The organism is Sunxiuqinia sp. (assembly GCF_055140945.1).
Genome location: NZ_JBSQYS010000008.1, coordinates 70,999 through 95,230, shown reverse-complemented (window position 1 = coordinate 95,230; position 24,232 = coordinate 70,999). Strand labels below are relative to the sequence as shown.

At 41.0% G+C, this 24,232-nt stretch carries 20 protein-coding genes; 13 read left to right on the top strand and 7 right to left on the bottom strand.

Annotated features, from left to right (window positions below; genetic code table 11):
• Positions 1-10: 10 nt before the first annotated feature.
• Positions 11-676 carry a CBS domain-containing protein gene (locus ACTB00_RS05355; RefSeq protein ID WP_463298905.1) on the bottom strand — a complete coding sequence of 222 codons (666 nt, stop codon included), beginning with the start codon at positions 674-676 and terminating at the stop codon, positions 11-13.
• Between the two features lie 53 nt (positions 677-729).
• On the opposite strand from ACTB00_RS05355, the gene ACTB00_RS05350 reads away from it, so the two are divergent.
• Positions 730-1,446: a pyridoxine 5'-phosphate synthase gene (locus ACTB00_RS05350; RefSeq protein WP_463298904.1), complete on the top strand. Its 717-nt coding sequence runs from the start codon at positions 730-732 to the stop codon at positions 1,444-1,446.
• Between the two features lie 55 nt (positions 1,447-1,501).
• A complete protein-coding gene (locus ACTB00_RS05345) occupies positions 1,502-2,311 on the top strand; it encodes an alpha/beta fold hydrolase (RefSeq protein WP_463298903.1) in 810 nt (269 codons plus the stop codon).
• A gap of 26 nt (positions 2,312-2,337) precedes the next feature.
• On the opposite strand, the gene ACTB00_RS05340 is transcribed toward ACTB00_RS05345, so the two are convergent.
• From ACTB00_RS05340 to ACTB00_RS05325, 4 genes are all read right to left on the bottom strand, one after another.
• The gene (locus ACTB00_RS05340) at positions 2,338-2,835 is read right to left on the bottom strand and encodes a GNAT family N-acetyltransferase (protein ID WP_463298902.1); all 498 of its coding nucleotides are present in this window, start codon (positions 2,833-2,835) and stop codon (positions 2,338-2,340) included.
• 67 nt (positions 2,836-2,902) lie between these two features.
• A complete protein-coding gene (locus ACTB00_RS05335) occupies positions 2,903-6,028 on the bottom strand; it encodes an efflux RND transporter permease subunit (protein ID WP_463298901.1) in 3,126 nt (1,041 codons plus the stop codon).
• Positions 6,029-7,237, bottom strand: a complete 1,209-nt coding sequence (locus tag ACTB00_RS05330) for an efflux RND transporter periplasmic adaptor subunit (RefSeq protein ID WP_463298900.1) — start codon at positions 7,235-7,237, stop codon at positions 6,029-6,031.
• A gap of 36 nt (positions 7,238-7,273) precedes the next feature.
• Positions 7,274-8,713 carry an efflux transporter outer membrane subunit gene (locus tag ACTB00_RS05325; protein WP_463298899.1) on the bottom strand — a complete coding sequence of 480 codons (1,440 nt, stop codon included), beginning with the start codon at positions 8,711-8,713 and terminating at the stop codon, positions 7,274-7,276.
• A gap of 242 nt (positions 8,714-8,955) precedes the next feature.
• Between ACTB00_RS05325 and ACTB00_RS05320 the strand changes: the two genes are divergently transcribed.
• From ACTB00_RS05320 to ACTB00_RS05300, 5 genes are all read left to right on the top strand, one after another.
• Positions 8,956-9,525, top strand: coding sequence for a DUF502 domain-containing protein (locus ACTB00_RS05320; RefSeq protein WP_463298898.1), 570 nt, complete (start codon positions 8,956-8,958; stop codon positions 9,523-9,525).
• A 161-nt stretch (positions 9,526-9,686) separates the two neighbouring features.
• Positions 9,687-10,622 (top strand): ABC transporter ATP-binding protein, encoded by a 936-nt coding sequence (locus tag ACTB00_RS05315; protein WP_463298897.1) that lies wholly within the window; start codon positions 9,687-9,689, stop codon positions 10,620-10,622.
• Between the two features lie 87 nt (positions 10,623-10,709).
• A complete protein-coding gene (locus ACTB00_RS05310; RefSeq protein ID WP_463298896.1) occupies positions 10,710-12,032 on the top strand; it encodes an ABC transporter permease in 1,323 nt (440 codons plus the stop codon).
• Between the two features lie 237 nt (positions 12,033-12,269).
• Positions 12,270-13,181: a cysteine synthase A gene (cysK, locus tag ACTB00_RS05305; RefSeq protein ID WP_463298895.1), complete on the top strand. Its 912-nt coding sequence runs from the start codon at positions 12,270-12,272 to the stop codon at positions 13,179-13,181.
• Between the two features lie 96 nt (positions 13,182-13,277).
• On the top strand, positions 13,278-13,811 hold the full coding sequence (locus ACTB00_RS05300; RefSeq protein ID WP_463298894.1) for a mechanosensitive ion channel domain-containing protein: 534 nt from the start codon (positions 13,278-13,280) through the stop codon (positions 13,809-13,811).
• A 160-nt stretch (positions 13,812-13,971) separates the two neighbouring features.
• Here ACTB00_RS05300 and ACTB00_RS05295 read toward each other — a convergent pair whose 3' ends face one another.
• Positions 13,972-14,727: an NYN domain-containing protein gene (locus ACTB00_RS05295; protein ID WP_463298893.1), complete on the bottom strand. Its 756-nt coding sequence runs from the start codon at positions 14,725-14,727 to the stop codon at positions 13,972-13,974.
• A gap of 216 nt (positions 14,728-14,943) precedes the next feature.
• Between ACTB00_RS05295 and ACTB00_RS05290 the strand changes: the two genes are divergently transcribed.
• The 3 genes from ACTB00_RS05290 (at position 14,944) to ACTB00_RS05280 (ending at position 18,210) form a co-directional block, all read left to right on the top strand.
• Positions 14,944-15,630, top strand: a complete 687-nt coding sequence (locus ACTB00_RS05290) for a TrmH family RNA methyltransferase (RefSeq protein ID WP_463298892.1) — start codon at positions 14,944-14,946, stop codon at positions 15,628-15,630.
• Positions 15,627-17,552, top strand: coding sequence for a dipeptidyl-peptidase 3 family protein (locus tag ACTB00_RS05285; RefSeq protein ID WP_463298891.1), 1,926 nt, complete (start codon positions 15,627-15,629; stop codon positions 17,550-17,552). The genes ACTB00_RS05290 and ACTB00_RS05285 overlap by 4 nt, the downstream gene beginning before the upstream one ends.
• Positions 17,553-17,676: 124 nt before the next feature.
• A complete protein-coding gene (locus ACTB00_RS05280) occupies positions 17,677-18,210 on the top strand; it encodes a TlpA family protein disulfide reductase (RefSeq protein ID WP_463298890.1) in 534 nt (177 codons plus the stop codon).
• A 3-nt stretch (positions 18,211-18,213) separates the two neighbouring features.
• On the opposite strand, the gene ACTB00_RS05275 is transcribed toward ACTB00_RS05280, so the two are convergent.
• A complete protein-coding gene (locus ACTB00_RS05275) occupies positions 18,214-20,289 on the bottom strand; it encodes a cache domain-containing protein (protein WP_463298889.1) in 2,076 nt (691 codons plus the stop codon).
• Between the two features lie 306 nt (positions 20,290-20,595).
• Between ACTB00_RS05275 and ACTB00_RS05270 the strand changes: the two genes are divergently transcribed.
• The 3 genes from ACTB00_RS05270 (at position 20,596) to ACTB00_RS05260 (ending at position 24,226) form a co-directional block, all read left to right on the top strand.
• Positions 20,596-22,041, top strand: coding sequence for a Do family serine endopeptidase (locus tag ACTB00_RS05270; RefSeq protein ID WP_463298888.1), 1,446 nt, complete (start codon positions 20,596-20,598; stop codon positions 22,039-22,041).
• Positions 22,042-22,156: 115 nt separating this feature from the next.
• Positions 22,157-23,017, top strand: a complete 861-nt coding sequence (locus ACTB00_RS05265; RefSeq protein WP_159519064.1) for a sigma-70 family RNA polymerase sigma factor — start codon at positions 22,157-22,159, stop codon at positions 23,015-23,017.
• A gap of 81 nt (positions 23,018-23,098) precedes the next feature.
• Positions 23,099-24,226 (top strand): MBL fold metallo-hydrolase, encoded by a 1,128-nt coding sequence (locus tag ACTB00_RS05260; RefSeq protein WP_463298887.1) that lies wholly within the window; start codon positions 23,099-23,101, stop codon positions 24,224-24,226.
• Positions 24,227-24,232: the final 6 nt, after the last annotated feature.

Here is a 24,232-nt window from a genome sequence, read left to right as displayed (position 1 = left end):
ATTAACGGCACTAAATATTCATATATTTCATTAATTGATCAAAGCGGTCGTCGTAAGTATTATTCAGGATTGAATCATCCATAAATACTGACCGAATCGAATAGTCATACCGCACAAAGGTCTGTATTATTCGTGAAAGGTCAACCTGATTTACTTTCAGGGTAACTAAAAAATCGTTGGGGCCTTCTCCTTTGTAGGTGTATATGCTCAAAATCTTGGCATCATTAGACTCAACAATCTGGGCAATTTGCGACAGCGAATAATCCAGTGGAGTGAGTTCCAATACAATGATTCCTCCAGGCTCATGCACTGCCATCAGGCTTGCCAGTTTTTTCGACAAATCCAGAACCGAAATTACCCCTTGATAAGTATGCTTCAAATCTAACACCGGAACAAGCGTTAATTTTAACTCAGACATTATTGAAGCCACTTCGTAGATATGCTGATTAATGTGCACATGGGGTTGTAGTAAATGATCGCGGCAATCTTCCATTTTCACCTCAATTAAATCCAGGTCATAAACGGCCTTGTCCGAAATTAAGCCAAGGTACTCATGACCATCAACCACCGGAAGATGCGATATTCGGAAAATCTCCATCCAATTCAACGCTTTCTGCCCGTCATCGGAGAGTCTGAGCGATGGGATAACATCTGATATGAGTTCTTTTGCGATCAATTTTTTATTTGTTTCAATTCTAAATTGTAACTTGCAGCCCTTATTCGATCATTATGACCAGACTTAGTGTAAATATAAACAAAATAGCAACATTAAGAAATTCGCGGGGAGGCAAAATGCCCAGTGTACTTGATGCTGCAATATACTGTCAGAAATTTGGTGCTGAGGGAATTACTGTGCATCCACGCCCCGACGAACGGCACATTACCCGTCAGGATGTTTATGATATTAAACCTCACATTACCACCGAATTTAACATTGAGGGATACCCTTCGGAAGATTTTATTCGTTTGGTGACCGATATTAAAGCCGATCAGGCTACGTTAGTTCCGGATCAGCCCGGGCAACTCACTTCGGATCATGGGTGGAACACCGTGGAGCACCACGATTTTCTGGTTGATGTTATCAGACGCTTTAAAGCTGTCGGAATTCGCACATCAATTTTTGTGGATCCTGATTTAAAAGCTGTTGAAGGTGCTGCGAAAGTAGGAGCCGACCGCATTGAGTTGTACACCGAGCCGTATGCCAGCATGTATTTATCTGATCCCGATAAAGCAGTAGCTCCTTTTGTTGAAGCTGCCAAACTGGCCAAAGAATTAGGCTTGGGCATTAATGCCGGACACGATCTCAGCTTAAAAAACCTAAAATTCCTGATCGATAAGATTCCATACATTGATGAAGTTTCAATTGGGCATGCTTTAATAGCAGATGCGCTGTATATGGGACTTCGGGATACTATTCACGAATACCTGGAGTGCATCGAGCCTTAAAAGTAAACGAACAACTAATCACTAAACTTAAACAGAACAAACAACACGATTAGTTATGAAATTATTTTATCGGGAAGAAGGGGAAGACAACCAACAAGTTATCGTAATTTTACACGGCCTTTACGGGTCGTCAGACAATTGGCTTACCGTAGGGAAAAAGCTGGGAAAAAGCTATCATGTTTATATGGTTGACCAACGCAACCACGGTCGATCGCCCAATGCAGAAACGCACACCTACGAAGACATGACGGAAGATTTAGCCGCTTTCTTTGAACAACGTCAGATCGACAAAGCAGCTGTGATTGGTCATAGCATGGGTGGAAAAACAGCAATCTTTTTTGCTGCCGAATACCCCGAAAAAGTCGACAAACTGATTATTGCCGATATCGCACCCAAAAACTATTTCGAACTACAGGAAAAGGGGCAGTATTACCAACATCAACATATTTTAGAATCGCTGAAAGAAGTTCGACTTCACCAATATGATTCGCGTGAAGATATCGCCGACTTTTTGACCTTGAAACTCGACAATGAAAGTTTGGTGATGTTTCTACTCAAAAACGTTTACCGGAAAAAGGACACGAAGAAATTCGATTGTCGCATCAATGTTGATGTTTTGTATGATCATCTTGATGAGATTATTAGCGGTGTCAACTACCGCTGGTTGGAAGACCGCATGCCGATTTTAAATTATCCGGTTCTTTTTATTAAAGGCGAGAAGTCACCTTACATTTCAGCCGAAGACGAGAAAAAAATTAAAGAGATTTATCCGGAAGTGAAATTCGAACGAATCCCCAATGCCGGACATTGGCTACACGCAGAACAACCTAAGCTTTTCATGGAAGCGTTAGAGCGTTTTATTTAACGATCGGATATTTCAATTTTTCCCGGTCAAATTGATTTTCCCAACACCAACATTTGTGATCCATCAGGCAGGTAATTGTCGATACGCCCATGCTCGGTGAAACCATATTTTTTGTAAAACCGGATTGCCTTTTCGAAATCGGGATGCAAGTAGGTTTCTATGAAAAATTTCTGATAGCCCAAGTCGCCAGCCTTTTCGTGAACAGCATCAAGCAACCGTTTTCCAAAACCTTGTCCTTGCAACATCGGATCGACAGCAAACCAGGCGAGCCAAACGTTTTCCGGTGGTCCCCATTCGTAATGATGTAATCCAACTATGCCCCGTATATTCTCATTCTGCCACCATAAGTAATAATCACGTCCATCGTCCATCCCTTTCTCCATACATTCAAAATGAAAGTTCATGGTTTTATCAGCCCATTTTCCTTCATTTTCATTCATTGCTCTCGCAACCAAATCGGCAGCTCCAGCGATATTTTCTTTTTTCATTTGACGAATTTGCACTTGCGCATCGGTTCCTGTCATGTTAATTTAATTAAAGTTTCAGACTGGGAAATTAGTAAAACTAATGACCTTATACCAACTATTTTGCTTAAGCAACCACACGCTCTTTCTGACGCTTTACCGCTTTAACCACATCCTCCAAAATCATGTACAGGCAAGGAACCAAAATCAGAATAATTGAAGTCGCAAATACAATTCCAAACCCCAGTGAAATGGCCATTGGAATGAGGTAGTAAGCTTGGCGCGAACTTTCCAGTATGATTGGAGTTAGACCACCAAAGGTCGTAAATGTAGTCAGGATAATGGGGCGGAAACGACGTAAGCCAGCCTCGTGGATAGCATCAAATACCGACATACCTTCCCGCTTTCGGTTGGCATAGTCAATCATAATCAATGAGTCGTTGACAACAACACCGGACAGTGCAATGACCCCCATCAAGCTAATCAATGACAAATCGTACCCGAGCAAGATGTGGCCAATCACAGCTCCAACAATCCCGAAAGGAATGGCGGTCATTACAATCAAAGGCTGAACGTAATTATTAAACGCGATAGCAAGCAGTGCATAAATAATAAGCATGGCCAATGCAAAACCGCCCCACAAAGCCTGCGTTGACTCCCTCATTTCTGCCTGACTGCCTTCAAAGCTCCAGGTAATCCCGGGAAAGTCAGCACGCAATTGAGGCAACTCTTCACTTTTGATGGATGCCAACACTCGCGTTGTTGCATTGGCCGGTTCAACATCCATCCCTACATTAACCACCCGACGACCATCCCGGCGATTAATTGATGTGAACGCTTCACCTTGCTGCATCTCAACGACATCTAAAAGAGGAACTTCCACCCCATTCGGTGTCCGAATAACAAAATCTTCTAAGTGGTGAATATCCTGTCTTTCTTCCAACGGTAATTTAACCCGTACTTCAATTTCATTGGTTTCGCGCAATTGGCGCATGGCCAAAGCACCGTAAAATGCATTCCGAACCTGCCGTCCTACTTCGGAGGGCGTTAACCCGAGGCTTCGTCCCTCCGGTAAAAGGTTGAAATCATATTGCATCTTCCCTTTGTTGTAGTTGTCGCTCACATCACGAGTCGCCTCATAGGCTTCCATCCGGTCGAAAAATGCCTGGCTTGCTTTCTCCAACACATCAATATCTGAGTGGCTTAAGTCAACACTAATATCTTGCTGGTAACCGCCAGGCCCTCTTTCTGCTTCAAAAGTAATCTGGTCAACTCCTTCAATGTCGCCAATTTCATTACGCCAAAGTTCGATAACATCCCGGGCTGTCATATCGCGCTCATCCGGCGGCAACATTACAATTTCAACATCAATGAAACTCTGTCCCCGTACATTGGTTTTAATTCCTTCGGCAACTTCGTACAGATTGTGCTCGTCGAACATCTTTTGAGTTGACCGGGTGATCTCACCAGCCACTTTCGCTGCCTGTTCCGGAGTTGTTCCTACCGGAAGTCGCACTCCTGCCTCTATTTCGTCTGCAGCAACTTCCGGCATCATGATAACTCCCATGTGGTCGCTGTAGGCATATCCACCAACAATTAGGAATAACGCAATTGCGCAGCTAATGGTAATGTATCGGTGTTTCAAGCTGGTTTCCAAAAATGGACGATAATAGCGATCGACAAAACGATTGAAGCCAGTCGCAAATTTCTGTTGAAAACCTTCGATCCGCTGAACGATTTTAATTTTTCTCCTGGGATTACTGTGCCCCAAATGGGCAGGCAAAATAAATAAGGCTTCGAAAAGCGATACGGCAAGGACGACGATAACCACCATCGACATCGGCCACCAAAATTTTCCGGTAGTTCCCGGGATAAAGAGAAGTGGAATAAAGGCAATTATATTGGTGAGAATACTAAATACAACGGGCTTGGAAATTTCTTTCGTCCCGGCAATAGCTGCCTCCATGTTTCCCATTCCCTGCTGTCGCTTTTCATAAATGTTTTCACCCACAACAATAGCATCGTCTACAACAATTCCCAGAACGACTAAAAAACCAAACATCGAAATCATGTTAATGCTAATCCCGGCTAACGGCAGAAACATGATTCCTCCAATAAAAGAGATTGCCATTCCCATCATGACCCAGAATGCCAGTCGAATCTCGAGAAATAAGGCTAGAATAATTAAAACGATGACGATCGCCAGAATTCCGTTTTCCGTCAAAAGCGATAAGCGTTCCTGGTAATCCTCGGCCCGATTGCTATCAATTCTATATTTTACACCAGGAGGAAGTGATGGCTCAAAATCGGCCAACACGCGCTGGACTTTCTCTGCAATATCCATAGGAGACTGGTCACCCACTCTGAAGATTTCCAACTCAACTGAAGGCTGTTGGTTAAATTGCCCGTGAAACCCCGTTTCTTCGAACCCATCGGTTATCTCAGCGATGTCTTCCAGCGTTATTCGGGCTCCGTTTGCCGCTGTAATAATATCAATTTGCCCAAACTCTTCGGCCCACTGCTTGCGTTCTTTCATTCGCAAGAGAATTTCGCCGGTTTGTGTTTCTACTGCTCCGGCAGGAATGTCCTCGCTTGACTGTGCCAGTAAGGATGCTACTTCATCAAGCGTTAAATTGTACTCCCTAAGCTTATGATGCGGTATCTCTACATGAGTGACATAATCAGGCACATTACCGATTTCTACTTGGGTGATGCCATTGGTGCTCAGTAGGATATCGCGCAATTGCTCGGCCAGCTTTCTTAAAGTCCAAATATCGGCGTCGCCGTATAAACCCAACTCCATCACATCGCGCTGCTGAGACTGCAAAACCACTTCGGGTTCTTCAATGTCGTCAGGAAATGTGCGAATGCGATTCACCGCCTGATCAATATCCTGAAACGCTTTCATGCGCTCAGAGCCTGTTACCAGCTCAATGACAACACGACCAGAACCTTCTCTGGCTGTTGAGGTAATCTCCTTGATTCCCTGTACTCCCCGAACGGCTTCTTCAACAGGCATTAATATTCCCTTTTCAACCTCTTCGGGAGCTGCTCCCGGGTAAACAACGCTCACCTCAACAATATCCAACTGAAATTGGGGAAACACTTCTTTCTGAATATAGAGCATAGTCCATATACCTCCGCCAATCAAGATCAGCATAAGCAGATTCGCTGCAATTGAATTGCGAGCCATATATGCAATTGCTCCCTTTGACTCTTTTTTCTTCGTATGATCGTTCGTTGAATTGGCCATCTACTCGTTCCCTCCTTCCATTTGGGATTCACTGTCGCCGGAAGATTGTTGTTCACCTTGACTTTCGGTTCGTAAACGAACACCATTCACAACAGTGGATAAATTGGTAGTTACAACCTGATCTGTCTTTGACAAGCCTTCCGTTATGTAAGCGTAATTGGCATCTTGAAGAATAACATCGACATCACGAATTTGAAGCTTCTTATCCTCCATGACCCAAACTGTTTGATTTGCCCGGAGGTAATCGCGACTCAATCGTATCACATCCGGAATTTCTTTTCCTTGAATACTAACTTCCATGAAGGCTCCTAAAATCAGTGGCTGTTCTCCGCTATTTTTTGTTGCTAGTGGGTCAGAAACTTCAACCAGTATGCGTGCAAGGCGGGTTTGATTTTCCAGTGAACCAATGAGCCGGGATACTTGTCCGGTGCGAAACTCATCTTCTGTCCAGGCGGAACGATTTCGCACCTTGACCCTTGAAGCTTTTTCATGATCATCAGGAAAAGAAATCCACCGCAGCTTGGCTAATGGCACACTGGTTTCGACCCAATAATGCTCGATTCCAACCAGTCGGCCTAGGTTTTCGCCCCGAGCCACTTGGGAGCCAACATTGACATTCCGGTTGATAATATGCGCATCAAAGGGTGCTCTTATGCTGGTACGCGACAAATCCAGCTCTGCCTGTCGGACAGATGCTTCTGCTGACTCAATCCTTGCTTTAACTGCATTTAACTGAGGTTCTCGAAGTACCAACGATTGGTTTTGCCCTTTGAGTGCATCGCTAACTAGTTCTAAATCTTGCTTTGCCACCTGCTGTCGTCCCATTTCCATGTCGAGATCTGCCTGTGCCTGATGCAATTCACTTTGCCGCATTTGCAACGCGTTCTGATAATCAGCGGAATTTATCCGAAGTAAAGTTTCTCCTTTTTTTACAAAACCACCGGGAGTAAATACATCCGAACGAAAAATAACCTCTCCTCCAACTTGCGAACTCAGGTTAACATCCTGCTCCGCAACGACTACGCCGGTAGCAACAATAACAGGCCGAAAATTTCCACGATCAACACCAACAACATCGACCAACATTGCGGTTTGCTTCGTTGCCCCTTCTCTTTTTGCCTTCGGTTCTGTTGAAAAAATGATGAGCGTTACTCCCGCTGCTACCAGCAGAATAAGTCCGCTAATAATAAGTGTCTTTTTCGAATTCATATATTCTCGGTTCTTTTAATACTTAATTTAAAAAGATTATTTCCCTTCTAAAACATCTCCTGTTTCAGATACTTTTTCAAGCCGTAAGTCGAATCCTCCAGCCAATGCCCGATAAAGCAAAATTCGATATTCCAAAAGCGTTAGATTGGCTGCCAGCAAGCTGCGTTGCAATTCTTGTTGCGCATTCAGTGCAGTCAACACATCCAAATAATTGCTCATCCCGTTAAAATACTCCAACTGTAGCTGTTTGTAGGTTTTTTCTGACAACTTAACCTGCTCCTTCAGATTGGCAATTGTTTGCTGCTGCATTGCTTCCTGTACCAAGGCGTCCTCAACCTCCCGGAATGCGGTTAAAACAGCTTGCCCGTATCCATACAGATATTGATTTCTAATCGCTTCTGAGCGTTCAATTTCCGCATTGATTTGCCTTCCGTAAAACAGGGGCGCGAGCAAATTGCCGGCAACAGAATAGGCCCAATCATCAAACAACTTATCAGCATTGATTGCAGCCGTTGAAATGGAAGCTGAAATATTGAGACGGGGATAACGATTACTGATTGCAGCAGCCAAATCCCGATCAGCAGCCTGCAACAAATTATAGGCATTTTGCACATCAGGTCGCCGCTCTACTAATTCAACCGGCAAGCCAGTTTGTGGTAGCGGCGGAAGATCTGGCAAACTATCCAACGCCAGTGACAAATTCTCTGTGGGCGTTTCTCCAAGCAAAACGGCTAACTGGTGCTCCAGTAATTTTAATCGGACTTTAGCTGCGAGTTCGCGTTCACGGGTTGCTTCCAACAACTGCTGCTGCCGAAGAATATCCACTCCCCGAACTTGTCCATATCCAAATCGTGCTTTAATCGATCGTAGGACTTGTTCGTTAATATCAACCTGCGAGGAAGCCAATTTGAGTTGATTTTTCGCTTCAATTAACTGAAACCAGGTTGTTGCAATTTCTGCAGAAAGAGATAGGGCGGCCGTTTGAAAATCTGCGTATGACGCCTGAGCTCGATATCGTTCAGCCTGAACACTTGACTTGATTTTCCCCCACAGATCAACCTCATAATCGGCGCTAAGCCCTAGCTGTAAGACTTCACTGTCTCGAAACTGTGATTGAGATCTGTTTTTTTCCGCTCGTAGTGAAGCATCAACAAAAGGATAGTAGTTGGATGACTGACGTTTAACCACCGCCTGTGCCGCTTTTAAACGCTCCCATGTGGTCTTTAAGTCAAAATTAGAATACAGCGCACTGTCGACTAACTGATTTAATTGCGGATCATTAAATGCTTTCCACCACTTTTCAGAGAGGGTGGCTGTACCTGTATCCGAAAATGCTGCTGAGCGTTGAATAGGTATCGAGTTAGTCGTTGTTTTTGGCGAACAGCCAACAATAAATATGACGATCAACATCACAATTCCTGTTCTTCGATCTATTTTCTTTTCACATTCGCATTTAAACTCTCCGACATCAATCATGAACCTATCTGTTAGTATTTCAACACCTTAATAGAAGGCAGTTGAAAGAATAACAACACCCATCTGAATGAAGTTCAAATACACACTACTAAATAATATAACAATTGTTAATTCAGCAGTAGCCGCAAGAGAGGAATAATCTGTTGTCGACTTCAATATTTATTATTGATGATCTTAATTCGACCACGGGTATATTTTGTAACTTTCGGATCGAACAAAACGAAAACTTTAATATCAGAATAATGAAAAAGCTTTTTACCTATTTCATGCAGGGACTGGTTCTAGTAGCTCCCATTGCGATTACAGTTTACATTGTTTTTCTCATTTTTGATTTTGTTGACGGCTTGCTTCGCGACCAGCTGGCGAGTTGGTTTGGCTATGCCATCCCCGGGTTAGGGCTGGTAGTCATTTTCATTCTTGTTGCTGCCCTTGGATTATTGGGTAATTACATTGTTGCCAGCCCATTTAAAGTATTGAGCGATCGTATTTTAAAAAGAGCCCCCCTTTTGAAAGTCATCTACAGCTCGTTGGTTGACCTGTTTTCTGCCTTTGTTGGGAAAGAAAAAAAGTTTAATCAACCAGTCTTGGTTGAAATTAACAAAGAAAATCGATTGTGGAAAATAGGCTTTATCACCCAACAAAGCATGGCCGAACTTGGCATGGAGGGCATGGTAGCCGTATACTTTCCTCACTCTTATAACTTTTCCGGCGAACTGTATGTGATCGACTCATTGGCTGTTAAGTCTCTAAACATGGCACCTTCCGAAGCCATGAAGTTTGTTGTTTCAGGAGGAGTAACACAGGTAAATTAATTTGAAGTAAAAGAGCGACTTCCAAGTACCAATAGGGTCGCTCATGGATTCAGATCCTGCATTCACCGAAAATCATCTTCCAGATTAGTCTGTTTTACTAAATTTGTATATTTTTATTTTCTAATCGCAGATAAAGCTACATTCAATACAAAAACAAACTCATGGAAATTTTTAAAGCGACCAATGTTACCAAAGATTATGCCGGTCACCGGGCACTCGACGGAGTGAGCATTTCGACAAAAGAGCAAAGCATATTTGGATTACTGGGGCCAAACGGAGCCGGGAAAACAACCTTAATACGAATAATAAACCAAATTACAGCTCCGGATGCAGGAGAAGTGCAGTTGTTTGGTCGTAAGCTGAAAGCCAACGACATTCAACACATCGGCTATCTGCCCGAAGAACGAGGACTTTACAAAAAGATGAAAGTTGGCGAGCAAGCCTTATATCTGGCACAACTAAAAGGACTCAGCAAAAGAGATGCTCTAAAAAGCCTCAAGTATTGGTTCGAGAAATTCGAAATTCAAGCCTGGTGGAATAAAAAGGTTGAAGAGCTTTCGAAAGGGATGCAGCAAAAGATCCAGTTCATTATAACGGTTGTTCACAAACCTAAATTATTGATTTTTGACGAGCCGTTCAGTGGATTTGACCCCATCAATGCGAATTTGCTTAAAAATGAAATTCTTGATTTGAAAAATCAGGGAGCCACCATTATTTTTTCTACTCACAATATGGCTTCAGTCGAAGAAACTTGTGATCATATTGCGCTAATCAATCAATCGAAAAAAATATTGGATGGCCCAATTGATGAAATTAAGGAAAGTTACAAACAAGATATTTATGAGATAGAAACGACTGTTCCGCATGACGTTACTTCGGAGTTTTCAAGAAATGGTTTTCAGCTGATTGATTACGAGTTAAAAGGCCTTAGTCAGCGGGTAAAATTCCGACTTGAGAAAGAAATGACCAGTAACGATTTACTTCAAATGCTCATGCAAAAAATGGAAATCCGTTCATTCCGCGAAGTTATTCCTTCAATGAACGAAGTGTTTATCCAAGTTGTAGGACAAGCCAACCCTAAAAAACAAACCGCATGAAACGAGCACACAAAAGTGCAAACACATTAGCGGAAGATTACAAGCGAATTCCATCAAATACCTTTAAAAACTTCAAACTATATTGAGATGAACAAGTCACTACTAATATTAAAACGAGAATATTTAACCCGGGTCCGTAAAAAATCATTTATCATCCTGACGCTACTTGTCCCATTCATCTTTGCGGGGTTCACGATTTTACCTGCCTGGCTGGCCATGCAAAACGACGAAGAACAACGAACAATTGGAGTTTACGATGCGACAGACCAGTACTCGGGGCGAATAGAAAATACCGAATTTACCCGTTTTTCCACCATCCCGCAAGCCGAATTTGAGCATATTCAACAAGACATTAAGTCAAGCAGTTATTACGCCGTCCTGTACATTCCATCAGATATTTTAGCAACGAACAAAGCCCAGTTGCTGTCGGACAAACAGGTAACTTTCGACATTAAAAATATGATTGGCCGTAAGCTCGAAAACCTTATCGAAGCAGATAAAAAAGCTGTTATCATTGATGGTTCGGGCATTCCGGATCTAGAGGAAAAGCTGTCGGCAGCACGAACAAGTATTAATTTGGAAACGCTTAAGGTTGGCGAAAAAGGAGAAGCGGTCAAAAGCTCTACCGAATTGGCCATGGGAGTTGGATATGCTGCCGGATTTCTGATCTACATGTTTGTATTCATTTATGGAGCCATGGTTATGCGTGGCGTTATGGAAGAAAAATCAAGCCGGATTGTCGAAGTGATTATTTCGTCAGTCAAACCAATTCAATTGATGTTTGGTAAAATTATAGGCATTGGCTTAGTTGGATTAACGCAATTGGCTTTCTGGTTGATTTTGATGTTTTTAATTGTTAGCGGACTACAAATGTTTCTTGCACCGGATCAGGCAGAAATGCTTAAGCAATCGCAAAACATGATGGCCTCATCTCCACAAATTCAGGAAAATGCGGTTTTAAACATCATCGATTTAATCGGCAATTTAAATATTCCGCTCATTATTGGATCATTCATTTTCTACTTCCTCGGAGGATTCCTGATGTATTCCTCGTTGATGGGAGCCGTAGGCGCAGCAGTCGACCATGAAGAAGAAGCACAACAATTAATGCTCCCGGTGACAATTCCACTTATTTTTTCAATTATTATTTTATTTCCGGTAGTTAAAAACCCGGAAGGTACGCTGGCGTTTTGGGCTTCCATGATTCCATTCACTTCGCCGGTTATCATGATGGTTAGGGTGCCATACGGACTGCCAGTCTGGGAGCTGCTGCTATCAATGGGCATCTTGGTGGCTTCAATTTATGGAACAATTTGGGTGGCAGGAAAGATATACCGTACCGGAATTTTAATGTACGGCAAGAAAGTCAATCTTAAAGAAATTGTTAAATGGCTTTTTTATAAAAATTAATTCAGATCAAATTGTATTTTATTCAGATATTTTATTTATAATTGTTCCAGATAAGCAAAACGAAAAACTTTCTTATGAGTTATTCCTTCTCAAATATGTGTGTTTGTTGTTGTATGAAATACAATATGGGGAAGGTATGTTTAAGTTAAAGAAATGATAGTCTAAAAGATATAAGCAAGCCTTCCAGTAACTGGAAGGCTTTTTTTTTTGAATAAAACCATTTAAAAACAAATAAGTATGAAATTTAACAACATCTTAGAAACAATTGGAAATTCTCCACTAGTTCGAGTGAATAACCTTTATCCTGATGGATATGAAGTGTATGTGAAACTGGAAAAAACAAATCCTGGCGGTAGCATTAAAGATCGTATCGCCTTAAAAATGGTAGAAGAAGCTGAAAGCAAAGGCATTTTAAAACCCGATACCTTGCTTGTAGAGCCAACCTCTGGAAACACTGGAATTGGACTGGCATTGGTTGCCGCTGTAAAAAAGTATAAATTGATTTTGGTAATGCCTGAATCAATGTCAGTTGAACGTCGCCGCATACTAACAGCCTATGGAGCCGAATTGGTGCTTACTCCAAAAGAAAAAGGGATGAAGGGAGCCATTTCGAAAGCCGAAGAAATTGCAGCCGAAAATCCAAATTCATGGATTCCGTCTCAGTTTGACAATGAAGCAAATATTGCTGCTCACCGCGACCATACGGCACAAGAAATTTTGGCTGATTTCCCGGAAGGTTTCGATTACCTGATTACCGGTGTTGGTACAGGCGGGCACATTTCAGGAGTTAGTGAAGTATTGAAAAAGAGCTTTCCCAATTTGAAAACATATGCTGTTGAGCCTGAAGCTTCTCCTGTAATTGGAGGAGGAAGCCCTGGTCCACACCCCATTCAGGGAATTGGTGCCGGATTTATTCCTGAAAACTTGAAAACCGACCTGTTAGACGGAACTGTGTCTGTTTCGAAAGAAGAAGCCTTTGACTATGCCAAACGTGCTGCAAAAGAGGAAGCCTTATTCGTCGGAATTTCGTCAGGAGCTTCGTTGGCAGCTGTTTCCAAAAAGATTCAGGAGCTACCCAAAGGTTCAAAAATATTGACTTTTGCCTACGATACCGGAGAACGATATTTATCCGTTGATGGTTTATTTTAATGATTTTGAGGCCGGTTTATCCGGCCTCTTTCTTTTCATAGTAAATCACTTTTGTTTCAACGAATTCACTATTTTTGCTTCAAAGCAAAACATACCATGGAAACCTACAAATTACAAATTATAGAAACAGGCATTGTCATCTTGTTACTGATTGCCATTCGGTTTATCATTAAACACTCCATCAATAAAACCCTGAAGAAATTTCATTTCTCCTTGCAGCGCCGAAGGATGACCATCAAGATCATGAATTTATTCATCATTATGAGTGCACTCATTGCATTAACTGGTATTTGGGGAATAGAAAAAGAAAAACTGCTGCTATTCATTTCTTCCGTACTGACAATCCTGGGAATCGCTTTTTTTGCTCAATGGTCACTTTTATCCAACATTACTGCCGGATTAATCCTTTATTTTAACCATCCCCTAAAACTTGGAGATCACATACGTATTCTTGAAAAAGATTTTATTATTGAAGGGAAAATCGATGATGTCACCTTTTTCTTTGTTCATATCATTTCCGCCGAAGGAGACCGGATTACCGTTCCCAACTCCATCATTTTGCAAAAAAATATTTCGGTAAAGCATCCGAATGAAGGAAAAGCTAGAATTGAAAAGGAAAAACACAGTTAGCCAAAATTTTAAAGCAGCTTCTTCCGGATTTTTATTTCGTTACAGATATGACTAATGATTGCTTTGTGTATTGAGTTTATCGTTTAGTTTTTGAAAGAGTGGCAGTGTAAAACAAAATTTTAGACCAAACTCCGCCTCCTTTCAATCAGATACAAATTAATTAACGTCTTGATTTTTGCTTTTCCTTTATCTTTACATAAATCAGTTTCAGTTGTCCTTTGGTGTTCTCCCGCTGTTCAATTTCAAAGTTTTTAATGGACTTGATTAGTGGTGTCAGTTTTTGAAAACCGTAGTTTCGGGAATCGAAATTCGGTTGTTTTTTCTGAATGAGATTACCCACATCGCCAAGGAAAGCCCACCCATCATCGTCTGCCAAATCAGAAATAGAGCCTGAAATTAATCGGATGACCTTGGGAGTAATCTTGTCGACATTGTTTTTGGGAGTTGCCTGACTGGTAGGTGTCGCAGACTCACTTTCTTCAGGTTCGGTTTTCAAGATTTCAATGTAAATAAACTTATCGCAAGCGACAATGAATGGTTCTGGTGTTTTTTTCTCACCAATTCCAATCACCTTCATGCCGGCTTCGCGCAAGCGGGTTGCCAGTCGGGTAAAGTCACTATCGCTCGATACCAGACAAAAACCATCCACTTTCTCCGAATAAAGAATGTCCATGGCATCAATAATCATGGCCGAGTCAGTGGCATTTTTCCCTGTGGTATAGCCATATTGTTGGATGGGGGTGATGGCGTTTTCCAACAATAGGTTTTTCCATCGTGTTAAATTGGGTTTAGTCCAGTCGCCATATATGCGTTTGATCGTCGGGTTGCCATACTTGGCAATTTCCTCCATCATCTCTTTTACGTGGGCTGACGGTATATTGTCGCCATCAATTAATACGGCTAGTTTTATATCCATGATTTTATCTATTTGTTGCAAATTACGCATTATTCCTAAAGAGAAGCACGAAAAATGATGAAAAGCTACTGATCGGGTTTTTAATTGCCAACAGATGGTTGAAAATATCCAGGATACGCCAGGTGTAAAACAAATTTTGAGTCAGCTTAAAAGTTTAAAAATTGATTATTTTTACCCGCCAAAGCTTACTTACTCTATTTCAAGTACGATTGATTTATGGATTACCAACTCATTGAATACCTAACGGAGTGCCTGACACCGGAACGAAAGGCACTTTTTGAAAAAGTCCTGGAACAACGAACTCGCTACCTTACGGTTGTATTGGAAGATATTTTTCAACCCCAAAATGCAAGTGCTGTGCTTCGCTCAGTCGATTGTTTTGGGTTGCAGGATTTGCATGTCATCGAAAATCGGAATGAATTCACGGTTGATCGGGAAGTGGCCATGGGGGCATCAAAATGGCTAACAGTAAAGAAATACCAGGGACAGGAAAACAATAGCTTGGATGCGATTCAGTATTTGCGGCAGCAAGGATACCGGATTGTTGCAACTACTCCACATGATGGTGATACAAATCTTGAAGATTTCGATTTAGCCAAAGGAAAAGCTGCTCTTTTTTTTGGAACCGAACTGACAGGAATTTCTGATGTGGTAAAACAGGAGGCGGATGAATTTTTGAAAATTCCCATGTACGGTTTTACCGAAAGCTTTAATATATCGGTTTCTGCAGCCATCATTTTGCATTATTTGACCTATAAAATGCATGGAGATTCGAACATCGATTGGAGCTTGACGGATGAGGAAAAAGCAACGATAAAATTGAGCTGGATCAAAAGAACTTTAAAACGATCGGAATTGTTAGAAGAACGATACAACGAACTGAAAAAAGAAGGAAAACTATGAATGTGTTTGCAGAAAAATTTGCCGACTTAAAAATACTACGATATGAACTGATAGGCTTTGAAAACCTGAGCCTTCAACAAAAAAAGTATATTTATTATTTGTCGAAAGCAGCCTTGTGCGGGCGCGATATTTTGTGGGATCAGAACAACAAATACAATCTGAGAGTTCGAAAACTGGCAGAGATCATCTATAAAACGTATTCCGGAGATCGGGGAAGTGTGCTGTTTCAACAATTTCATATCTATTTGAAACGAATTTGGTTTGCCAATGGCGTGCATCATCATTATTCGATGGATAAAATTTTGTCTGGTTTTTCGGCTGAAGAATTGAAGCAGTTAATCTCAGATTCTGACCTTTCCGACTTTAAGCACATTGATGAAGTTGATGATTTGGTTGATGTGATTACGAACCCAGAACGCGAAAAAAAGCGTGTAAGCCTTGATAGTTCAAAAGATTTGTTGGAAGCTTCGGCGATGAATTATTATCGGGATGTGACGCAGGAAGAAGCAGAAGAATTCTATAGAACTAAAAACCAGGAAGCCGGGGAGAAAGCTCCGCCGTTGGGGTTGAATTCGCAATTGGTAAAAGAAAACGAGGAGTTGACTGAGATTGTCTGGAAGGTTGATGGGCAATATGGAAAGCCGATAGAGCAAATTTGTTATTGGCTGGAGCAGGCAATTCCTGTTGCAGAAAACGAACTTCAGAAGCAGCATATCCGCAAGTTGATTGAATTCTACCAGACTGGTGATCTCAAGAAGTTTGACGATTGCAGTGTTTTATGGGTGAAAGAGCTGGAGGGACAAGTTGATTTTATCAATGGCTTTATTGAAGTGTATGGCGATCCGCTGGGCATTAAAGGAAGCTGGGAATCTATTGTTAACTATAAGGATTTGGAGGGAACTAAAAGGGCAACGATTTTGTCCGAAAATGCGGCATGGTTCGAGCGGCATTCGCCGGTAAATGAAGCATTCAAAAAGAAAGAAGTAAAAGGCGTAAGTGCCAAGGTTATTCATGTAGCCATGCTTGGCGGCGATTGTTATCCGCACACACCAATTGGTATTAATTTACCCAATTCCGACTGGATCAGAGAAGATTATGGTTCTAAATCGGTAACGATTGAAAATATCACCAAATCGTATTTTCTCGATTCGCTGGGTAATGGCCTGATTGAAGAATTTGCAGCCTCGGAGCAAGAAGTAGCACGAGCAAAAAAATATGGCTACAAGGCGGGCAATTTGCATGTTGATTTGCATGAATGTTTAGGGCACGGCTCAGGGAAGATGATGCCTGGCGCAAAGCCGGAGGATTTGAAAAATTACTATTCGACGATTGAGGAAACCCGGGCCGACCTATTTGCACTCTATTATGCCATGGATGAAAAGTTGTTGGAACTGGGCTTGGTGCCATCTGAAGAATCGGGGATGGCTGAATACGATTCGTACCTGCGTGTTGGATTAATTACTCAGCTGACCCGGGTAGAGCAGGGAAAGGATATAGAAGAATCGCATATGCGTAACCGCCAGCTCATTGCGCGTTGGTGTTTTGAACATGGCAAAGCTGAAAATGTGGTGGAGTGGATCAAAAAGAATGGTAAAACATATGTCAAAATTAACGATCATAAAAAGTTACGAGACATGTTTGGGACTCTACTCGCCGAAGTTCAGCGAATAAAATCGGAGGGAGATCTTAAGGCTGCTGCTAAATTGGTCGAAACATATGGGGTGAAAGTTGATGCAGATATGCATCAGGAAGTATTGGAGCGTTTTAAAAAGCTGAATATTGCACCATACGCCGGATTTATGAACCCTGAATTAAGCCTTAAAGAGAATGAACAAGGAGAGGTGATTGCAGTAGAGGTGGCTTATGCTGACGATTATACTGCTCAAATGCTATCGTACTCCGAGAATTATAGTTTTTTGTAAGAAACGGTTAGCGATCATTTTCAGTTTGTAATTAGATGAAACGAGCTGCTAAATGTTTTTCAATCAGGTGATTATTAGAGGCGAGTTCTATACGATTCCATAAAAGAATAAACAATTAAAACACATGAAATCAACATACTTATTTTCACTGGCTATTATTTTGCTATTCACATTTTCATCCACTCTTTTCGCACAACAAAATGAAGAAGAAAAAGCAACGATTGTTCAGGTTGGACAAATGGTGCCAGATTTTGTTTTTAGAAATGAGTCAGGACAAGATCTTCTCATTTCTGATTTGAAAGGGAAAGTGGTTATGATCAACTTTTTTGCGACTTGGTGTGGGCCTTGCTTAAAAGAGCTTCCTCATGTTCAATCCGATATTTTTGATACCTATAAAGACAACCCGAACTTCAGGCTGTTGGTTATTGGACGGGAGCATAGTTCTGATGAATTAGCCGAGTTTAAGGAGAAAAAAGGGTATTCTTTTCAGCTGATTGCTGATCCTGAGCGAAAGATTTACTCAAAATTTGCCGAGCAATTTATACCACGAAATTTCATTATCGATCGGGAAGGGAAGATTATATACAACTCTGTTGGCTTTAATGAGGCTGAATTTGAAGAGCTGAAGAAAGTGCTTGCCTCTGAGTTGGCAAATTGAAAATTATTTTGATTTCGGTTCCCATTGAGATGGAATGTAAAAATAAAAGTCTGATCCTTTCCCCAGCTCAGATTTTACACCAATATCGCCTCCCAGAAGATGAATGATATTTTCAGAAATGGCTAACCCAAGACCCGTTCCCCCGTATGTTTTGTTTGTTAGTTTCCTGGCTTGGATGAAGCGTTTAAAAATGTCTTTCTTGTCATCTTCATGGATGCCTATTCCGGTATCAGAAACTTTAAAGTGTAACCACTTATCACGTTTGTCAACTTTGAGGCTTACCGATCCTTTTTCTGTGAATTTCAACGCGTTGTTTATCAGATTATCCAACACTTGTTTTAATCGGTATTTATCGGTTGTGCACACAAAGTCATCAGGCAGTGTATTTTCCACGATAAATTCTACCTCTTTTTCTTTTTGTTTGATAAAGAGGTCTTTATAGTACCATTTTATTTCTTCAATCAGTTCATTGAGTTTGAACTCATTAATGGCAACCGATAATTGATCAGACTCAATTTTAGAAATGTCAATAATGTCATTAATCAGTTTCAGTAATAATCCGCCATTTTTTTGTATAAGCTGAATGTACATGATCTGGTCCTCTTCAGATAAACTTTCCTCGTCCAGAAGGCTTGAAAACCCGAGAATAGCATTCATTGGTGTGCGAATTTCATGCGACATGTTGGCGAGAAATGCCGTTTTTAATCGGTCAGATTCCAGCGCTTTTTTCTGTTCCAGAACCAGCTGTTTGTATACTTTGCTACGCTCAGAAATCATTTCGTTGGCAACTTCTCCCATTTCTTTAAATTCATTAAAATAGAGGTTGTCAATGTTAATCTTTTTATAACTCTGTTTGCCGGTGTTGAAGAAGCGAGTGAAGTTGCTAAAGTCGGCAAAATAATGGGAATTAAACCTGCGGATAACCATCGTTTCTCCCAGGATTACCAGTAGGAGGACAAAGAAGATAACCAACAGGTTTTTGATCAAGTCATTTCGAAGCAATTCCTTTTGATGTTCAATCTCCAATAAGATGTCGTCCAGGTAAAAACCGGCACCAACCAGCCATTTTGTTTCCGGAAATTTTTTTATATAGGAAATTTTTTGTTGCATTTTTTCTTCACCGATTTTGTTCCATTGGTAGGTGAAGTAGCCTCCTTCCTTCGAATTTTTTGTAATCTCTATTTCTTGCAGAAACACAGCCATTTTTGCAGAATCTGACCCGTCAAGCAGATTGAAATCACCATAATAGGGCTGACCATCAAAAACCACCGGATCGCCGTCTAACTCATTAATAAAAACATAGCCGCCATAGCGAAAATGATCGGCGCTTACTTTTTGGGCAACTTCGTTTTTAAATTCCTGATAATAGTCTTCATAGTAGGTTTTAGATCCAAAGTACCAGTTTAGCTGGTTGTGCTTTTTTAGGAAAACAATTTTGTTTTCAGGAATAGTGTCAGTTATGGCGAGTTCATCTCCATTGGTATAGTTGATAAATCCAGAGTCCTTATCTTTTAAAAATTCCAACTCCCGCTGTACAACTTTATTGCCATTGATGTCTGTGTGTTTAAGCAGATTTGAGCCGGTGTATTCCGGGCGTCCCGGATAATAAACGCCGATTCCATCCAGATCGTTAATGAAAACGTGCATGAATTCATTGCCATAGTCTAAGGCCGATACGGTTTCAATTATTAATTCCTCAAGATCTTTGGTGTCAATTTTGCCCTGATAGTAGTTGTATAGTTTGTCAGCAACACGATACGCATTTTTCACATTTTCATTGACTCTGTCTTTCAGCCTCCTGTCAAACGATCTTTTTTGGCTGGCTATGTATTCAATTTCAATATTGATTAAGTCGCGTAAAAACTCCTTGTGCTCTCCAATATGTGCTTCTTGTTGCTGCTTACTGATATCTCTGAAGATTAAAATTTCCTGAATGGAAATAATCCCGGCAACAAAAAAAGTCATCAGTAATGTTGATACGATTACAATTTTCCGAATATGATTAGTAATGCTCCTGGAAGCTGGTCGTCTTGGGGCTTCTGTTGGCTTGGTTTCTTTTACTGTTTGTTTTTCTTCCATTCAGAAAAAACAATTAAAATCGTTTAATTAAAGTCGTCACATTCAAAGTTAATCATATCTCTGAAATATTGTCAGTACTATGCGCATTCAATTTGTCTGTGTGCAGACTAGAATTGTAAGACTGATCTTTCAAAGATGTTAGGCTGAGCAATATAATTTCCTTATAATTCGTGTTTTACAGGTGCTTTGCTGTTAAAACATGTTAAACAATACAAATGAATTAAAAATTGGGAAACACTGGCACCTTTTGTGCGTTAATTTAGCCGATATTGAAAAAAATAATTTCTAATTATAAAATAAGACGAAATGAAAGACTATAAAAAAATTGGACTAACATTCATCGTAGCGCTTTTTGGTGCTTTCGTTGCAATATGGGCCTACACAAGCTTTTTTGAAGAACCACAATTGGTAACCGTACAACAGGATCAGGCGATGCGCTACGCAAACCTGCCATCTGCGCCACAGGGAGAGGCTCCGGATCTAACCTATGCGGCCGAAAATTCAGTTCATGCGGTTGTGCACGTAAAAGTAACCTCAAAACAAGAGGTTCAACAATATCATTCGAATCCTTTTTACGAATGGTTTTATGGCGACCGTACCCCACGCCAGCAACCACAAATACGTCAGGGTGCCGGCTCTGGTGTTATATTGAGTGAGGATGGGTTTATTGTTACGAATAACCATGTAATTGAAGGTGCAGATGATATTCAGGTTGTTTTGAATGACAATCGGCAATATGAGGCAAAATTAGTTGGCACAGATTTGACTACCGATATTGCCGTATTAAAAATAGAGGAGAATGGTTTACCCCATTTGAAATTCGGGAATTCTGATGCTTTGAAATTGGGCGAATGGGTATTAGCAGTTGGTAATCCTTTCAATCTTACATCAACAGTAACAGCAGGAATTGTTAGCGCAAAAAGTCGTAACATCGGAATTAATCGCGTTGATATGGGGATCGAGTCATTCATCCAAACAGATGCGGCAGTAAATCCAGGGAACAGCGGTGGTGCTTTAGTGAATATGAACGGAGAACTTGTCGGCATTAATACTGCTATCGCTTCTAGAACTGGTTCGTATGCTGGTTATTCGTTTGCCGTGCCGGCAAGTATTGTTGGTAAGGTTGTGGAAGATTTGAAGCAGTTTGGTCAAGTACAAAGAGCATTACTTGGAGTTATGATTCAGGACGTTGATGCAAAACTAGCAGAAGAAAAGGATATTGATATAATTGAAGGAGTTTACATTCGCGAGGTCAACGAAAATAGTGCCGCAGAAGAAGCTGATATTGAGGCGGGTGATATTATTTTAAATGTAGACGGAGTAAAAGTTAACTCAACGGCACAGCTTCAGGAGCAAATTAGTCAGCATCGTCCCGGAGATGTCGTGAAAGTTTTGATAAAAAGAGACGGTAATTCGAAACAAATTAAGGTGACCCTTCGTAACATGCACGGAGATACAGAAATTGTTAAAGCTAGCGACAACAGATTTCTTGGCGCCAGGTTTGAACAACTAACAGAAAACGAGAAATACCAACTTCGCATAAGCCATGGGCTAAAGATTACAGATTTAAGTAAGGGAAAGTTGAAAGATGCCGGACTTAAAGAAGGTTTTGTCATAACTGATGTGAACAAGGAAGAGGTTGAGTCGGTTAATGATTTTAAACGGATAGTTAACAGGGCTGATGGTGGTATTTTAATTGAAGGAAAGTATCCCAGTGGAGAGCCGGCATATTTTGTGTTTGGCACCAAATAAGTACATCATTGTTTACTTATAATTAACAAACAAGAAGGCTTTGTGCAAAGCTTTCTGTTTGTTTGAATTATTGACCTTAAAAGTCTATATTTGCACGATTTTTTTAGAAGGGTATATGAGACAATTAAAGATTACAAAATCGATTACCAACCGTGAGAGTGCTTCACTTGACAAGTATTTGCAAGAAATTGGCAAGGAGGATCTGATTACAGTTGAAGAGGAAGTTGAATTAGCACAGCGGATTAAAAAAGGCGATCAACATGCGTTAGAAAAACTGACCCGTGCGAACTTGCGTTTCGTGGTTTCAGTTGCTAAACAGTACCAAAACCAAGGCTTAAGCCTTCCAGATTTAATTAACGAGGGAAATTTGGGACTGATTAAAGCAGCTGAAAAGTTTGACGAGACCCGTGGGTTTAAATTCATTTCTTACGCTGTGTGGTGGATTCGTCAATCTATCCTTCAGGCATTGGCTGAACAGTCGCGTATTGTTCGATTACCGCTAAACCAGGTAGGTTCGTTGAATAAAATCAACAAAGCATTTTCGAAATTCGAACAAGAAAACGAGCGTAAACCGTCACCTGAAGAGCTAGCTGATTCATTGGAACTGCCTCCTGAGAAAGTTGCAGATACCTTGAGAGTATCGGGACGCCATATTTCTGTTGATGCTCCTTTCGTTGAAGGAGAGGATAACAGCTTATTGGACGTGCTGGTAAACAACGACTCACCAAATGCAGACCGTAGTCTGATGATGGAGTCGCTTGCCCGTGAAATTGAGCGCGCTCTCGCTACCCTTACAGAACGTGAAAGTGACATCATTAGGATGTTCTTCGGAATTGGTTGCCAGGAAATGACCCTGGAAGAAATTGGAGAAAGATTCGGGCTAACCCGCGAAAGGGTGCGCCAGATAAAAGAAAAAGCAATCCGTCGATTGCGACACACATCCAGAAGTAAATTATTGAAAACATATCTTGGATAAGAAATTCTTTTAAACCGCCCCACGAGGCGGTTTTTTTATGCCCTGAAACTTTTGTACCCCATTGTTGTTTTACCAATCAATATGAAGAAAACAATGATGGTACTTGCTTTTATTATACTTACAATTTTTGTTGTCGGCTATTTGGTAATTAGGTACAATCCGGCCTTTGGTAGAACACCGGACGGAGAGCAATTGGCTCGTATAAAGAACTCTCCGAATTATGTTAGTGGGAAATTTCAAAATCCAGTAGCGACAAATGTTCAGATTGACGACGTTCCATATTTCAAGTTGATTAAGGAATTTCTTTCAACAAAAGATGATCGAATTCCTAAAGAGGAAATACAGGTTGAACCCATTGATCAATCAAAATTTCATCATACCAAAAATAGTGTCAACATTTGTTGGCTCGGACATTCGACTCTTTTAATTGAAGTTGATGGTAAAGTGATCTTAACTGATCCCGTATTTAGTCAACGGGTTTCGCCATTCTCATTTATTGGAACTAAAGCCTTTCCGTATTCCGAAAATTATTCATTGGAAAGTCTCCCAAATATTGACTTGGTGTTGATCTCGCACGACCATTACGATCATTTGGATTATCGAACAATTAGAAGTTTGAAGAATACCGGTGTTCAGTTTGTAACTGCCTTAGGAGTTGGTGCACATTTAGAATATTGGGGAATTTCACCCGACCGGATAACCGAACTGGATTGGTGGGAAGAATACCAGTTTACCAATGAAATTCGATTTACAGCAACACCCGCGAGGCATTTTTCGGGACGAGGACTGACAGATCGTTTTTCAACCTTATGGGCGTCATGGATTATTGCAGGTTCAAAAACGAAGCTGTTTTTTGGAGCCGATTCCGGCTATTATCCCGGATTTGAGGAAATAGGCGAGAAGTATGGCCCTTTTGACATAGCTATGCTTGAATGCGGCCAATACAGTCAATATTGGCCATTTATCCACATGATGCCTGAAGAGACGTTTAAAGCTTCAGCCGACTTAAAAGCGAAAGCATTGCTACCCATTCATTGGGGGAAATACAAATTGAGTATTCATCCCTGGACAGAGCCGATTGATCGGTTACTGGCTGCCCGTGATAACGAAAACACAGAAATTGTTACGCCGCGAATTGGGCAGGTTTTTAACTTAAATTCGCCTTTTCCGAAGAAGCGATGGTGGAAAAATGAATATCACGAAAACTAAGGATTT

Excerpts from the sequence above, each read along its gene's own strand:
- ACTB00_RS05300 (WP_463298894.1), top strand. The coding sequence starts at position 13,278 with ATGGAAACCTACAAATTACAAATTATAGAAACAGGCATTGTCATCTTG.
- ACTB00_RS05340 (WP_463298902.1), bottom strand. The coding sequence starts at position 2,835 with ATGACAGGAACCGATGCGCAAGTGCAAATTCGTCAAATGAAAAAAGAA.
- ACTB00_RS05310 (WP_463298896.1), top strand. The coding sequence starts at position 10,710 with ATGAACAAGTCACTACTAATATTAAAACGAGAATATTTAACCCGGGTC.
- ACTB00_RS05290 (WP_463298892.1), top strand. The coding sequence starts at position 14,944 with ATGGATTACCAACTCATTGAATACCTAACGGAGTGCCTGACACCGGAA.
- cysK (WP_463298895.1), top strand. The coding sequence starts at position 12,270 with ATGAAATTTAACAACATCTTAGAAACAATTGGAAATTCTCCACTAGTT.
- ACTB00_RS05270 (WP_463298888.1), top strand. The coding sequence starts at position 20,596 with ATGAAAGACTATAAAAAAATTGGACTAACATTCATCGTAGCGCTTTTT.
- ACTB00_RS05285 (WP_463298891.1), top strand. The coding sequence starts at position 15,627 with ATGAATGTGTTTGCAGAAAAATTTGCCGACTTAAAAATACTACGATAT.
- ACTB00_RS05320 (WP_463298898.1), top strand. The coding sequence starts at position 8,956 with ATGAAAAAGCTTTTTACCTATTTCATGCAGGGACTGGTTCTAGTAGCT.
- ACTB00_RS05275 (WP_463298889.1), bottom strand. The coding sequence starts at position 20,289 with ATGGAAGAAAAACAAACAGTAAAAGAAACCAAGCCAACAGAAGCCCCA.
- ACTB00_RS05350 (WP_463298904.1), top strand. The coding sequence starts at position 730 with ATGACCAGACTTAGTGTAAATATAAACAAAATAGCAACATTAAGAAAT.
- ACTB00_RS05295 (WP_463298893.1), bottom strand. The coding sequence starts at position 14,727 with ATGGATATAAAACTAGCCGTATTAATTGATGGCGACAATATACCGTCA.
- ACTB00_RS05315 (WP_463298897.1), top strand. The coding sequence starts at position 9,687 with ATGGAAATTTTTAAAGCGACCAATGTTACCAAAGATTATGCCGGTCAC.
- ACTB00_RS05330 (WP_463298900.1), bottom strand. The coding sequence starts at position 7,237 with ATGAATTCGAAAAAGACACTTATTATTAGCGGACTTATTCTGCTGGTA.
- ACTB00_RS05335 (WP_463298901.1), bottom strand. The coding sequence starts at position 6,028 with ATGGCCAATTCAACGAACGATCATACGAAGAAAAAAGAGTCAAAGGGA.
- ACTB00_RS05345 (WP_463298903.1), top strand. The coding sequence starts at position 1,502 with ATGAAATTATTTTATCGGGAAGAAGGGGAAGACAACCAACAAGTTATC.
- ACTB00_RS05280 (WP_463298890.1), top strand. The coding sequence starts at position 17,677 with ATGAAATCAACATACTTATTTTCACTGGCTATTATTTTGCTATTCACA.
- ACTB00_RS05265 (WP_159519064.1), top strand. The coding sequence starts at position 22,157 with ATGAGACAATTAAAGATTACAAAATCGATTACCAACCGTGAGAGTGCT.
- ACTB00_RS05325 (WP_463298899.1), bottom strand. The coding sequence starts at position 8,713 with ATGATTGATGTCGGAGAGTTTAAATGCGAATGTGAAAAGAAAATAGAT.
- ACTB00_RS05260 (WP_463298887.1), top strand. The coding sequence starts at position 23,099 with ATGAAGAAAACAATGATGGTACTTGCTTTTATTATACTTACAATTTTT.